At 69.5% G+C, this 13526-nt stretch carries 12 protein-coding genes and 1 pseudogene; 3 read left to right on the top strand and 10 right to left on the bottom strand.

Features of this window, described 5'->3' with window-relative positions:
• Positions 1–171 precede the first annotated feature (171 nt).
• Positions 172–1260 (bottom strand): PA0069 family radical SAM protein, encoded by a 1089-nt coding sequence (locus tag ACY35P_RS05905; RefSeq protein WP_462114904.1) that lies wholly within the window; start codon positions 1258–1260, stop codon positions 172–174.
• Positions 1261–1423: 163 nt separating this feature from the next.
• On the opposite strand from ACY35P_RS05905, the gene cls reads away from it, so the two are divergent.
• The 3 genes from cls to ACY35P_RS05890 all read left to right on the top strand — a co-directional run bounded on the left by cls (position 1424) and on the right by ACY35P_RS05890 (position 4380).
• Positions 1424–2851, top strand: a complete 1428-nt coding sequence (cls, locus tag ACY35P_RS05900; RefSeq protein WP_462114903.1) for a cardiolipin synthase — start codon at positions 1424–1426, stop codon at positions 2849–2851.
• Positions 2852–3097: 246 nt separating this feature from the next.
• Positions 3098–3355 (top strand): hypothetical protein, encoded by a 258-nt coding sequence (locus tag ACY35P_RS05895; protein ID WP_462114902.1) that lies wholly within the window; start codon positions 3098–3100, stop codon positions 3353–3355.
• Between the two features lie 248 nt (positions 3356–3603).
• Complete coding sequence (locus ACY35P_RS05890; RefSeq protein ID WP_462114901.1) at positions 3604–4380, top strand: pyridoxine 5'-phosphate synthase; 777 nt, start codon at positions 3604–3606, stop codon at positions 4378–4380.
• 169 nt (positions 4381–4549) lie between these two features.
• On the opposite strand, the gene ACY35P_RS05885 is transcribed toward ACY35P_RS05890, so the two are convergent.
• From ACY35P_RS05885 to ACY35P_RS05845, 9 genes and pseudogenes are all read right to left on the bottom strand, one after another.
• Positions 4550–4969 (bottom strand): ExbD/TolR family protein, encoded by a 420-nt coding sequence (locus ACY35P_RS05885; protein ID WP_462114900.1) that lies wholly within the window; start codon positions 4967–4969, stop codon positions 4550–4552.
• A 9-nt stretch (positions 4970–4978) separates the two neighbouring features.
• Positions 4979–5395 carry an ExbD/TolR family protein gene (locus ACY35P_RS05880; RefSeq protein WP_462114899.1) on the bottom strand — a complete coding sequence of 139 codons (417 nt, stop codon included), beginning with the start codon at positions 5393–5395 and terminating at the stop codon, positions 4979–4981.
• A 32-nt stretch (positions 5396–5427) separates the two neighbouring features.
• The gene (locus ACY35P_RS05875; RefSeq protein WP_462114898.1) at positions 5428–6201 is read right to left on the bottom strand and encodes a MotA/TolQ/ExbB proton channel family protein; all 774 of its coding nucleotides are present in this window, start codon (positions 6199–6201) and stop codon (positions 5428–5430) included.
• Positions 6202–6279: 78 nt separating this feature from the next.
• Entirely contained in the window at positions 6280–6939 is a 660-nt protein-coding gene (locus ACY35P_RS05870) for an energy transducer TonB (protein ID WP_462114897.1), read from the bottom strand.
• Between the two features lie 154 nt (positions 6940–7093).
• Positions 7094–8359: a tetratricopeptide repeat protein gene (locus ACY35P_RS05865; RefSeq protein ID WP_462114896.1), complete on the bottom strand. Its 1266-nt coding sequence runs from the start codon at positions 8357–8359 to the stop codon at positions 7094–7096.
• Between the two features lie 136 nt (positions 8360–8495).
• A complete protein-coding gene (locus tag ACY35P_RS05860; RefSeq protein ID WP_462114895.1) occupies positions 8496–9302 on the bottom strand; it encodes a M48 family metallopeptidase in 807 nt (268 codons plus the stop codon).
• Positions 9303–9485: 183 nt separating this feature from the next.
• On the bottom strand, positions 9486–11921 hold the full coding sequence (gyrB, locus tag ACY35P_RS05855) for a DNA topoisomerase (ATP-hydrolyzing) subunit B (protein WP_462114941.1): 2436 nt from the start codon (positions 11919–11921) through the stop codon (positions 9486–9488).
• A 131-nt stretch (positions 11922–12052) separates the two neighbouring features.
• Complete coding sequence (gene recF / locus ACY35P_RS05850) at positions 12053–13144, bottom strand: DNA replication/repair protein RecF (protein WP_462114894.1); 1092 nt, start codon at positions 13142–13144, stop codon at positions 12053–12055.
• Between the two features lie 140 nt (positions 13145–13284).
• Positions 13285–13526: pseudogene (locus tag ACY35P_RS05845) on the bottom strand (DNA polymerase III subunit beta); the annotation flags it as partial.

Genomic DNA, 13526 nt, shown 5'->3' with positions numbered 1-13526 from the left:
GCTCCTTGCGACCGGATCCGCGGGGCGCGGACGTCGTGAGCCAGGGGGCGATGCAGCGCCCCGGAGGTCGGGTGTGGTTGCAGTGTAGTCCGCTGCGCTTCGCACCACTGCGCGTGGTGCGGGAGGCCCGGTCCGCCGTCCCGAGCGGGCCATCCCTCCGACGGGCGGTGCCTAGAACAGCTCGCCCTGCGGCGTGGCCTTGCGGGGCGGCACGAAGAGGCTCGCGTCGAGCGCGGGAAAGCGCCCGTAGCCGAGCCGCGCGCGGGCCTTGCGGAAGCGCTGCTCGATCAGCTGCGCGAAGACGCCGGTGCCGGTCATGCGCGTGCCGAACTCGGCCTGGTAGTCCTTGCCGCCACGCATCTGCTGCACGAGGCTCATCACGTGCGCGGCGCGGTCGGGACAGTGCAGCTCGAGCCATTCACGGAAGACCTCCTTGAGCTCGTGCGGCAGGCGCAGCAGCACGTAGCCGGCCTCGCGCGCGCCGTGCTCGAAGCAGGCCTCCAGGATCCGCTCCAGCTCCATGTCGGTGATCATGGGGATCACCGGCGCGACCATCACGCCCACCGGCACGCCGGCGTCGGCCAGCGCCTTCATCGCGCGCAGCTTCGCGTGGGGTGCGGAGGCGCGCGGCTCGAGCTTCGAGGCGAGCCGGTTGTCGAGCGTGGTCACCGAGAAATGCACGCTGACGAGGTTGTCGCGCGCCATCGCGGCGAGCAGGTCGACGTCGCGCTCGATCGACGCGCCCTTGGTCACGAAGCTCACCGGATGCTTCGTCTCGGCGAACACTTCCAGCACCGCGCGCGTGATGCCGTAGCGGCGCTCGATCGGCTGGTAGGCATCGGTGTTGATGCCGAGCGCGGTGTCCTGCGGCACGTAGCCCGGCCGGGCGAGTTCCTCGCGAAGGCGTTCGACGGCATTGGTCTTGGCGAACAGCTTCGTCTCGAAGTCGAGCCCCGGCGACAGGTCCAGGTACGAATGCGTCGGCCGCGCGAAGCAGTAGACGCAGCCGTGCTCGCAGCCGCGGTACGGATTGAGCGACTGCGAGAAGCCGATGTCGGGCGACTGGTTGCGGGTGAGGATGCTGCGCGCGCGCTCCTCGGTGACCGTCGTGGCCGGCTTCGGTGCGTCGGCGAGGTCCTCGTAGACCGAGCCCCAGCCGTCGTCGGTGCCCTCGACCGTGGTGGCGTCGAACCGCGAGGCCACGCGCGAGGCGGCGCCGCGGCCCTTGATCGGCGAGCTCGGTTTGCGGGCGTCGGTCATCCGCGGATTTTCCGCGCGGGCCGTCTCAGGCGCCGTGACCGCCATGACGGCCGCTTGCAGGCCCGGCCGTATGATCGATCGCCGCTCCCCCGCTGCCCGGCCCGATGCCCCACGCCGCATTCCCCGCCCCGTCCGTGCCGACCCCCGCCGCCGCGGAGCGCCGATGCTGAGCGTGGTCGAGTGGCTGTGCGCGAGCGTCCACGCCCACCCGACCTTCTGGCGGTGGCTGGTGGCGGGCTGGGTCGTGTACGTGGCGAGCCTCGGCCTCTGGGTGATCCTCCAGAAGCGGGAGCCGGCGGCGACGCTGGCCTGGCTGGTCAGCCTGGCGGCGCTGCCCTACGTCGGCTTCATCGTCTACTACGTGTTCGGTCCGCAGCGCATCCGCAGGCAGCGGCTCCGGCGCGGTCGGGCGCGGGCGCGCATGCCGCGCGAGGCCGGCAGCGGCCCGGACGCCGAGGTCCGCGAGCTCGCGAGGCTCGGCCAGGCGACCACGCGGCTGCCGCCATCCACCGCCAGCGACGTGCGCCTGCTCGTCGACGGCGGCGCGACCTACGACGCGCTCGTGGAGGCGATCGCGACGGCACGCGAGCACATCCATCTCGAGTACTACATCTTCGAGCCCGACGTCACGGGCGCGCGCGTGCGCGATGCGCTGGTCGAGCGTGCACGCGCCGGCGTGCGCGTGCGCCTGCTGCTCGACGCGGTGGGCTCGGCGAAGATGAAGCGGCGCTTTTTGCAGCCGCTGCTCGATGCCGGCGGCGAACTCGCCTGGTTCCATCCGATGCTCGCGCGCTGGCGGCGGCCGTGGCTCAACCTGCGCTCGCACCGCAAGATCGTGGTGATCGACGGGCGCGTGGCGTTCACCGGCGGCATCAACGTCACCGACGAGGAGGACGAGACGCGGCGCAGCGACGCCTATCGCGACCTGCACCTGCGCATCGAGGGCGACGTGGTCGGCGCCTTGCAGCAGGTCTTCGTCGAGGACTGGATCTACGCGACGGGCCAGAAGCCGCCGCCGCTCGGCCGGCCCGAACCGGTGGCGGGCGACGTTGCCGCGCAGGTGCTGGTGTCGGGGCCCGACGGGCCGTGGGAAGCGATCCACCGCCTGCACGTCGCGGCCATCCACGCGGCCCGCCAGCGCGTCTGGCTCGCCACGCCGTATTTCGTGCCCGGCGAGGCGGCGATGATGGCGCTCACCTCGGCCGCGCTGTCGGGCCTGGACGTGCGGCTGCTCGTGCCGCGGCACAGCGATTCGCGGCTGGTGACGTTCGCCGCGCGGTCGTATTTCGACGACCTCCTCGCCGCCGGCGTGCGCATCCACGAATACGGCCCGCGGCTCATGCACAGCAAGGCGCTGCTGTGCGACGACGAGGTCGCGATCATCGGCAGCGCCAACTTCGACCACCGCAGCTTCCGCCTCAACTTCGAGGTCTCGATGCTGTTCCGCGATACTGGCGTCGCGACCCTGCTCGAAGACATCCTGCAGCGCGACATGGCGCAGTCGCCGCGCGTGCGGGCCGACCGTCGACCGTCCTTCCTGCGCGAGCGCCTGCCCGAGGCGCTGGCACGACTCGTGGCGCCGCTGCTCTGAGGCTGTGCGTCGACGCGGGCCGCCATCGGAATACCTGCAGCCCGGACGATGCCTTGCGGTACCGCGCGCTGCTCATCCCGGCGCTGCGAATGGATGTCCCGCGAGGCGGGGCCGCATCGCGGCGGTCCCGCCGGCCGTGGGTCCGCGGTAGGCGGGCGTTTCGACCGGCGGCGCCGGTAGCCGGGCCAGCGGCCGTGCGGGCGCGAGGCCGGCGCTACACTTCGGCGACTGCCGGAGGATCCGCCGATGTCCTGGCTCTATCTGCTCCTCGCCATCGCGGCGCTCGCGATCGCGTTCAAGACCGCCTCGACCGCGCTGATGGTCATCGCGCTGTTCGCTGCGTGCGGGCTGGTGCTGGCCTGGCTGATGGGCCTGCTTGCGGCCCGCGTCGAGAGCCGCAGCAGCGACCTCTCGATGGTCATCGACCCGGTCGAGCTCAATCGCCTGCGGGAGCAGGCCGAGGCGAGGCGCGCGGCCGCGACGGCGCAGGCGCCCGAGGCCTGAGTCGCCGGCGTCGCACTGCGGGGACGGCAGGGCACGCCTTTACATCGACGAATGGACCGGGCGCCGCCTCGTGCGCCCGGCGACGTCGAACGCGCACGGTATTGGATGGACTTCCCGAATCGCACGAGGCCTGACCGGAGCCGACGATGTCCGGGCACGCGCGTCGCCGTGGTGCGTGGCGGGCGAAGACGCGGCCCGAGGGCCGGTCTCACAGTGGCCGAGCCGAGGCCAGCCGTTACGATGCGCGCATGACCCATCTCAGCGTCAACGTGAACAAGATCGCCGTGCTCCGCAATTCGCGCGGGGGCGACGAACCCGACGTCGTGCGCGCCGCGACGACCTGCCTGGACGCCGGCGCCTTCGGCATCACCGTTCATCCGCGCCCGGATGCGCGGCACATCACCGAATCCGACGTGCATGCGCTGGCCGCGCTCACGTCGACGCGCGGCGTCGAGTTCAACCTCGAGGGCAATCCGTTCGCGCCGCCGCGTGCGGGTTACGCGGGCTTCCTCGCACTGTGCGAGGCGGTGCGACCGGCGCAGGCGACGCTCGTGCCCGATGGCGACGGCCAGATCACCTCGGACCACGGGTTCGATTTCGCAGGCGACCTCGGCCGCCTGCGTGAAATGGTCGCGGCCCTGAAGGCCTTCGGCTGTCGCGTGAGCCTGTTCGTCGACGCCGACGCGAGCGCGGCGTCACAGCCGGCGGCGTCGGGCGTCGAGCAGGCCGCGGCAGTCGGTGCCGATCGCGTCGAGCTCTACACCGGCCCCTTCGCGGCCGCGTTCGCCTCGGGAACGGTCGCGCCGGCGCTTGCGAGCGCGTCGACCGTCGCGCGGCGCGCACAGGCGGCCGGCCTCGGCGTCAATGCCGGCCACGACCTCAGCCAGGCGAACCTGCCGGCGTTCCTCGCCGGCATTCCGAGCGTGCTGGAAGTCTCGATCGGCCATGCGCTGATCGGCGAGGCGCTGTACGCCGGTCTCGCGCCGACGGTGCGGGCGTACCTGGACATCATCGCGCGCAGCTGACACGTCGATGCGTCGGCACGCGATAGCGGCGCGGCGCCGGCCGGGCCCGGTTCGCGGTGACCTGGCTGCGAATCGCGCATAAAAAAACGCCGCCCGGAGGCGGCGTTTTCAACAAGGTAAGCGGTATCGCGTTAGTTCCGTCCGGCCCGCGAGCGGGGCCGGGCGTGGATCACTCGTCCTTCTGCACGAAGCCGATCTTCTGCATGTCGGCGTTCTTGGCGTAGGCGAGGACCCGGGCGAGCACTTCGTATTCGGCCTGCCCGTTGACGTCGATCTCCAGCCGCGGCTGGTTGCTCGGGTCGCGCTGCACCGTCTGCGTCATGATGTTCTGCAGCTGGTTCAGCGGGGTGGGCTGGCCGTTCCAGGAAACCGTGCCCGACGCGTCGATGGTGAGCGAGACGGGCGGCGGCGGTTCCTGGTCCACAGGCGGCGGGTTGAGCGTCGGCTGCGGCAGGTTGATATCGATCGGGTACGAGAGCGTCGGCGCCGTCACCATGAAGATGATCAGCAGCACCAGCATTACGTCGACGAGCGGCGTCACGTTGATGTCGGCCATCGGGCCGCTGCCGGAACCAGTACTGAAAGCCATGGCGGTTCCTTATCGTTCCTTGGTGGCCACGAAGCCGACCTTGCGCATGCCCTGCTTCTGGGCCATGTCCACCAGCTCCTTGAGGGTCTGGTACTTGGTCGTCTTGTCGCCACGCACGTTGAGCTGCGGCTGCGGGGTCTGCTGGGCCGCCACCGAGAACTGGCTCTCGAGCGCGTTCTTGCTGATCGGCTCGTCGTTCCAGTACACCGAACCGTTCTCCTGAACGGTCAGCGTGATCGGCGGGACCGGCGGGGCTTCGTCAGGACGCTTGTCGAGATTGGCCGCCGGCAACTCCACCTTCACCTTGTGGCTCATGAGAGGCGCCGTGATCATGAAGATGATCAGCAGCACCAGCATCACGTCCACGAGGGGAGTGACGTTGATTTCGGCCATCGGGCCGCCGCTGTTGCCTGAACTGAAGGCCATTTCCGACTCCGGTTAGGACGTTCGACCGGGGATCAGCGCTTGACCGGGACTTCGCCGACGCGGGCGCCGGTCGCGAAGAAGTCGTGCAGGTCGTGCGCGAACGTGTCGAACTTGTTGTTGGTGACGCGGTTCAGGCGGTTGAAGAAGTTGTACGCCAGCACCGCCGGGATCGCGACGAACAGGCCGAGCGCGGTCATGATCAGCGCCTCGCCGACGGGACCCGCGACCGCGTCGATCGACGCCTGGCCGGAAGCACCGATGCGGATCAGCGCGCCGTAGATGCCCCAGACGGTACCGAGCAGGCCGACGAACGGCGCGGTCGAACCGACGGTGGCGAGCACGGTCAGGCCGGCTTCCAGACGCGAGGACTCACGGGTCACGGCCTGGCGCAGGGCGCGGTCCACGAACTCCGAGCGGTTCAGCGACTCGACGAGGCGCGAACCCTCGTGGCGCTGGTGGTGCGCGGCGGCCTGGGCGGCGTCGAGGGCGATCTTCGAGAACGGCTCGCTGCGCGGCTGCTCTTCCATGTAGCGGATGGCGTCCTGCGCGTTCGGGGTTTCCCAGAACGTGCTGATGACGCGATCCGACGTGCCGCGCAGGCGGATGTTCTTGATGAAGTTCATGACGATCCAGTAGATGGACAGGGTCGACATGAGGACGAGGGTGATCAGCACCACCCACGAGATGACGAAGGCACCCGGATCACCGGTCATCTCCTGCAGGAGATGCAGCGGACCCATCTGCGTCAGGGCAGATGCGGCGTTGCCACCGGCGGGGGCAGCTTGGGCGAGGGTTTCAAGCAGCATGACGCTTACCTTTGTTGAGTAGTTGAAAGGTGGTGCAAAGCGAAGGAGGACAACGTGTTCGGTCGGGCGGTGTCGCGATTACTGGAGCGACCACACCACGGGGACGACGGCCGTACCCGGATCACCCGGGCAGACCTTCCAGCGACGCACCGCACTGACCGCGGCACGGTCGAGATCGCGGTTGCCGGCGGACTTGCGGACGCTGGCGTCGGTGATGGTGCCGTCGCCGGTCCAGGTCACCTGGACGATCGTGGTGCCCTCCGCCTGCTCGCGCAGCGCGGTCGGCGGGTAGCTCGGATTCGTCTTGCTGCAGACGCTGGCCTGGCCGTTGACCACGTTCGCCGGAGGCGCGGGGGCCTTGGCGGGCGGGGCAGGCGGGGCCGGCGGCGGCGCAGGCGGATCGATCGGGCTCGGATCGTTGTTCTCGATCGGCGGCTGCTCCGGGGGCGGAGGCGTCGGCGTCGGCTGGACGATCTGCTGCTTCGGCGGATTGAGGATCAGCTGCTTGGGCGGCTCCGGCGGCGGCGGCGGCGGCGGCGGGGGCGGCGGTGGCGGCTTGATCAGGTTGACGACAGTGACCTGCTCTTCCTCCTTGTGCACCTTCGGCGCGGTCGCCGGCACGAGAAGGAGAAGGAGTGCCGCGACGTGCACGGCGATCGCGGAGGAGATACCGGCAATACGTGCCCAGTTCAGACCTTCGTTATCTCGACGAGTGGCGTGGGAAAGGTCTTGCGTCATGCGCCATTGCTCAGGAGGGAATTCCGGACGCCATGGCGCCGCGGGCGGTTGCAGTTCCCGAGGCCTTCACGCCGCGGGAATTTCCAAGCATATACCAAACGGTGGCGGCGGTTCCAAGCACGTTACCGCGCCCGTGACCGCCGCCGCGTCCGCATTATTTACCGGACAGCGCGAGGATCTTCTTCGCATCCTCGGGATGCTTGAGTCCCTTCGCCAGTGCCTGTTGCGCGGCCGCTTTCGCTTCGGGAATCCGTTGCTCGTTGCGGAGCACGCCCGCCAGCGCCAGGTAGGCCTCGCCGTCCTTGCCGAGCGGCGCCGCCTTGCCGTACGCCTCGATGGCCTTGGCCACCTGGTCGGAGAAGTAATACGACTGGGCGAGCGCGAGGTAGACGTTGTAGTCGGGCTTGAGCACGCCCTTGGCGATGCCCTCGTTGATGATCTCGACCGTCTCGGCTTCCTTGCCCTCGATGTTGGCGTAGATCGAGAACAACTGGCGGTAGTCGCCGTCCTCGGTCAGCTGGCCTTCCTTGCGCATCTGCTGCAGCAGCGTGGCGGCCTTGTCGGTCTGCTTGGTCTGCAGGTACGACTGCACGAGGTTGAAGCGGGCCTGCTTGTCGGCCGGGTTCTTCGACGCGACGGCTTCGGCGAGCTTGGCGGCTTCGGCGGCGTTGCCGCTGCGGGCGAGCGCGTCGGCCAGGAGCTGCTCCCAGTCCGAATGGCCCGGCGCCGCGGCGACCGCGGGCTTGAGCACCGCGGCGGCGTCGGCATAGCGGCCGAGGCGGTACAGGGCATTGCCGCGTACGACCTGGGAGGTCGGGCTGGTGTCGCGGCTCTCGGCGAGGTACGCGTCGATCGCGGCGAGCGCGCCCGCGTAGTCCTTGTCGATCATGCGGATCTGCGCGCGCTGCAGCATCAGGCCGAAGTGCGCGTCGTTGTCGAGCGCGTTCTGCGCGATCGCGGCGTCGATGTACTTGAGCGCGGCCGGGTAGGTCTGCGCCTGGATGGCGACCTGCGCGGCGAGCTGCGCGGCGAAGGCCTTCTCGTAGGCGTTGGCCGCGTCGTCGGCGAGCAGCGCATCGGCCGCCGCGGTGACTTCCGCGTTCTTCGCCTCGTTGAAGTCCTTGAGCATCGCCTTGAGCTTCGGCGTGCCCTTGACCGTCGCCTTGCCGACCGGCACGACGCGCGTGGCGTTCGGGTACTTGGTCGACACGGCGGCCTGCTCGGCCGGCTTCGCCGCTTCCTCCGGCTTGTTGCGGTCGGCGCGTGCGCGACGTGCAGCGGCCGCGCGACCTTCGCCGGCGCGGGCGTTGTCCTCGGGGTTGTCGCTTTCCTGCGCGAAGGCGGGGGCGATGGTCGCGGAGGCGACGACACCGGCGATCACCGCGACGAGCACGCGGTGACGAAGGGTAGGAAGCGTCATGGAGTTCGACCTCGTTCAACCGCGCGGGGCGCGGGCAATGCGCGGCCGAGAGGCCGCGGGGGCGGTCACGCTAGCAGAAACGCCAGCAGCGATGGAACGGGGACGTATGGCGGCCGATACGCGGTTCCGCTGGCACTCAGCCGCAGCGTGGGCGTCGGCCCGCGGCCTGCGCCTGCTGGTAGGCGGGCATCAATCCATTCGCACGCTGGGAGAGCTCGCCGAGGCGCGCGCGCGGGTCCGGATGCGTCGAGAGGAATTCCGGCGGCCGGCTCGCGCTGAGCGATGCCATGTTCTGCCACAGGTTGACGGCCTGTCGCGGGTCGAAGCCGGCGTTGGCCATGAGCTGCTGGCCCACCACGTCGGCTTCCGTTTCCTGCGTGCGGTTGTTCGGCAGCAGGATGAGGCCCTGCGCCGCGACGCCGCCGACCTGGTTCACCGTGTTCGCCGCGCCCTGGCCGTACCGCGAGCCGATCAGCGCGCCGAGGATGCCGAGCCCCGCCTGCGTGCCCATCTGGCGGGTGATGCGCTCCTCGTGGTGGCGCGAGATCACGTGCCCGATCTCGTGCGCGACGACCGCGGCGAGCTGGTCCTGGTTCTGCGCGACCTTGAAGATGCCGGTGTACACGCCGACCTTGCCGCCCGGCAGCGCGAACGCGTTGGGCTCGTCCTTCTGGAACAGCGCGACGTCCCAGCCGTTCTGGTAGTTCGCGGGCAGCTGGCGGGTGATCGAGTCGACGACGCAGCGCACGTAGGCCGTCTGCTGCGCATTGCTGCTCTGCGGCGTCTGCGCCTTGGCCTGCGCGAAGGCCTGTGCGCCGAGCTGGTTGAGCTGCTCCTGCGACACGCCGCCCACCACCTGCTGGCGTCCCGTGGGCGACGTGGTCGTGGTCGCGCAACCGGCGACGGCGAGGCTGATCGTCAGGGCGAGCAGGAGCGGCTTCATTGGGGGACGTCCGGCTGAATGGGACTCCGGTTGTAGGCGCCGGTCGATCAAGGGGCCGTCAATCGACGCCGCGGGACTGAACGGCTGCTGGCCGGTGATCGCCCGTTCGACGCAAACCGCAGGCGCAGGCATGAAAAAAGCCCGGTTCCCCGGGCTTTTTCCGATGTCGCCGAGGCGATGCGATCAGACGTCGAGGTTGGCCACCTTCAACGCGTTCTCCTCGATGAACTCGCGGCGCGGTTCGACGACGTCGCCCATCAGCGTGGAGAAGATCGCGTCCGCGGCGACCGCGTCCTCGATGCGCACCTGCAGCAGGCGGCGCGTCTCCGGGTTCACCGTGGTCTCCCACAACTGCTCCGGATTCATTTCGCCCAGGCCCTTGAAGCGCTGGATCTGGCGGCCCTTCTTGGCTTCTTCCATCAACCAGGCATAGGCATCGCCGAAGCGCTCGATCGGCTGCGCCCGGTTGCCGCGCACGATCTGCGCGCCGTCGCGGATCAGGCCGTCGAGCTGCGTCGCCGCTTCGCGGATCGAGCGCAGCTCGCCGGTCTCGAACGCGTTCATCGGCAGCACCTGCACGGTCTCCTCGCCCATGTGCATGCGGCGCACGACGAGCGCGGCGGGACGCGTCTCCTCGGCGGCGTTCCACTCGAGGCGGTAGACCGGCCGGCCGAGGTAGCCGTCGTTGATGCGCGCCTCGATCGTGGCGAGCGCGGCGGCGTCGAGCGCGGCGGTGCCGGCATGGAACGGCGCGATGTCGAGCAGCGCCTCCAGCACCTGCGCGTCGAACCGGTGCGCATGGCGACGGATCGCATCGCGTGCATTCGCATGCGCGAGCAGCAACTTCTCCAGCGCTTCACCGACGATCGGCGGCTCGCCGTCGGCGGGGATCAGCGACGCACCCTCGACCGCGTTGCCGGCGAGGTAGGCGTCGAGCGCCGCGTCGTCCTTCATGTACATCTCGGTCTTGCCCTGCTTGATCTTGTAGAGCGGCGGCAGGCCGATGTAGACGTGGCCACGCTCGATCAGCTCGGGCATCTGGCGGTAGAAGAACGTCAGCAGCAGCGTGCGGATGTGCGAGCCGTCCACGTCCGCGTCGGTCATCAGGATGATGCGGTGGTAGCGCAGCTTGTCCGGGTTGTACTCGTCCTTGCCGATGCCGGTGCCGAGCGCGGTGATCAGCGTGCCGACTTCCGCGGAACCCAGCATGCGATCGAAGCGCGCGCGCTCGACGTTGAGGATCTTGCCCTTGAGCGGGAGGATCGCCTGCGTCTTGCGGTTGCGGCCCTGCTTCGCGGAACCACCCGCCGAGTCGCCCTCGACGATGAAGAGTTCCGACAGCGCCGGATCCTTTTCCTGGCAGTCGGCGAGCTTGCCGGGCAGGCCCGCGATGTCGAGCGCGCCCTTGCGACGCGTGAGGTCGCGGGCCTTGCGTGCGGCTTCGCGTGCGCGCGCGGCGTCGATGATCTTGCCGGCGATCGCACGCGCCTCGTGCGGGTTCTCCTGCAGGAATTCCTCGAGGCGCTGGCCGAACGTGCTTTCCACGACCGGACGCACCTCGGAGCTGACCAGCTTCTCCTTCGTCTGCGAGGAGAAGCTCGGGTCGGGCACCTTCACCGACAGCACGGCGATCATGCCTTCGCGCATGTCGTCGCCGCTGAGCGCGACCTTCGCCTGCTTGGCGATGCCGCTCTGCTCGATGTAGTTGGTCAGCGTGCGCGTCAGCGCGGCGCGGAAGCCGATCAGGTGCGTGCCGCCGTCCTTCTGCGGGATGTTGTTGGTGAAGCAGAACATCGTTTCCTGGTAGGCGTCGGTCCACTGCAGGGCGACGTCCACGGTGATGCCGTTCATTTCGCCCGTTACCGAAATCACCTTCGGATGCAGCGGGTTCTTGAGCTGCGCGAGGTGCTCGACGAACGAACGGATGCCGCCCTCGTACTCGAAGACGTCCCGCTTGCCCTCGCCGCGCTCGTCGGCGAGCACGATGCGCACGCCCGAGTTGAGGAACGAGAGCTCGCGCAGGCGGCGCGCGAGGATGTCGTAGTGGAATTCGACGTCGGTGAAGATCTCGGCCGACGGCAGGAAGCGCAGCAGCGTACCGCGGCGATCGGACGCCTCGAGTCGCTCGAGCGGATACACCGGCTCGCCGAGCGCGTACTCCTGGCGCCAGTGGTAACCGTCGCGCCAGATCTCGAGCCAGAGCTTGTTGGAGAGCGCGTTGACGACGGACACGCCGACGCCGTGCAGGCCACCGGAGACCTTGTACGAGTTGTCGTCGAACTTACCGCCCGCGTGCAGCACGGTCATGATGACCTCGGCCGCGGAGACGCCCTCTTCCTTGTGGATGTCGACGGGAATGCCGCGGCCGTTGTCGAACACCGAGCAGGAGCCGTCGGCATGCAGGGTCACGGTGACTTCGTTCGCGTGGCCGGCCAGCGCCTCGTCGATGCCGTTGTCGACGACCTCGAACACCATGTGGTGCAGGCCGGTGCCGTCGTGCACGTCGCCGATGTACATGCCGGGGCGCTTGCGAACGGCCTCGAGGCCGCGCAGCACGGTGATCTTGGAGGAGTCGTAGGAATCGGACGGCGCGGCAGTGGGCACGGCGTCTTCGGGCATCTGGGACATCAGGCAGGAGCCTCCGGCAGGACGGACCGCCGGGCGGACCGCACCGCATACATTAGCTTTACGTGCGCGAAGTGTACCAGAGCGTCTCAGCGCTTCTGCGGACGGCGGATGAACGGGGTCGCTCAGGCGCGCGAGACGCGCCCATGTTCCACGTGGAACACGGCGGGATCGAGCTCCAGTTCCGCGATGGCGGCGGGCAGGTCCGTGCCCGTGACGAAGACCTGGCTGCCCCGCTCCACCAGGCGCTGCAGGACGCGGCGCTGGTGGGTGCGGTCCAGTTCGGAGGCGAGATCGTCCAGTGCGAACACCGGCGGCTGCCCGGTCACGTCGGCGTGGAAATCGGCCTGCGCGAGGAGGGCCGACAGAGCGGCGAGCTTGCCCTGTCCGCGCGAGAGCGCGTCGCGTCCGGGAATGTCAGCGAACACGGGGCGCCAGTCGGCCCGGTGCGGGCCGACGCTGGTGTGGCCGGAGGCGAGGTCGCGGTCGCGCACCAGCAGCAGCGCGTCCGACAGCGACAGCTCCTCCCGGCGCCAGCCCGGCGTGTAGGCGAGCCGGGCGGCTCCGAGCCCCGGCGCGAGGTCCGCGGCGACCGCGGTGAAGCCGGGCGACAGGGCGTCGACGTAGCGCTGCCGCTGTTCGGTCAGTTCTTCGCCCGTCTCGGCGAGTTCGGTATCCCAGGCATCGAGCTGGGCGTCGCGGACCCGCTGCTTCAGCAGCATGTTGCGCTGCTTGAGCGCACGCGCGTAGCGGCGCCACGGCCGCAGGAAGGCAGGTTCCACGTGGAACAGGCCCCAGTCGACGAAGCGCCTACGAACCTCGCTGCCGCCGTGGATCAGCTCATGGCTGCCGGGCTCGAAGGTGACCACGGCCAGGGCCGCGCAGAGTTCGCCGATCTGCGCGACCGGTTCGCCGTCGAGCCGGCCGGTCCAGTCGCTGCCGCTGTGGCGCAGGCCGGCGCGCCGGAGCCGTGGGTTCTCCTGGGCGGACTCCTGCCACTGCACGAAGACCTGCAGGGCCTCGGCGCCCGCCTGCACCAGACCCTCCCGAACACGCCCGCGGAAGCTACGCCCGTAGGCCATCAGGTGAAGCGCCTCGAGCACGCTCGTCTTGCCGGCGCCATTGTCCCCGACGAACAGGTTCAGGCCGGGCGCAGGCTCCAGGCTGACCTCGTCGAATCGGCGCAAATGGTGGATGTCGAGTCGGCTGACCTGCACGGGCGAATGGGGAGACGGCGGGACAGGCTAGGCCGGTGCGCGACGGCGCCGGGTGATCCGCTATTGTCCCGCATGCCGCCTGAAACGACGACGCCCGGCCGAAGCCGGGCGTCCATGTTCCACGTGGAACGTATCCCGTGTCAGAGACGCAGCGGCATGATCACGTGGCGGCTGCGCTCGTTCGAGGCCTCGCGGAGCAGGGCGGACGAATTGGCATCGCGGAGCTGCAGGACCACCACTTCGTCCTTCAGGGCGCCGAGCGCGTCGAGCACGTAGCCGACGTTGAAGCCCACGGCGAGGTCGTCCACGCGCGTGTCGGCCTCGACCTCTTCCTGCGCTTCCTCCTGCTCGGGGTTGTGCGCCGAGATCTTCAGCTGGCCCG

The organism is Lysobacter xanthus (assembly GCF_047159895.1).
This window is presented reverse-complemented; position numbering and strand designations above follow the sequence as displayed.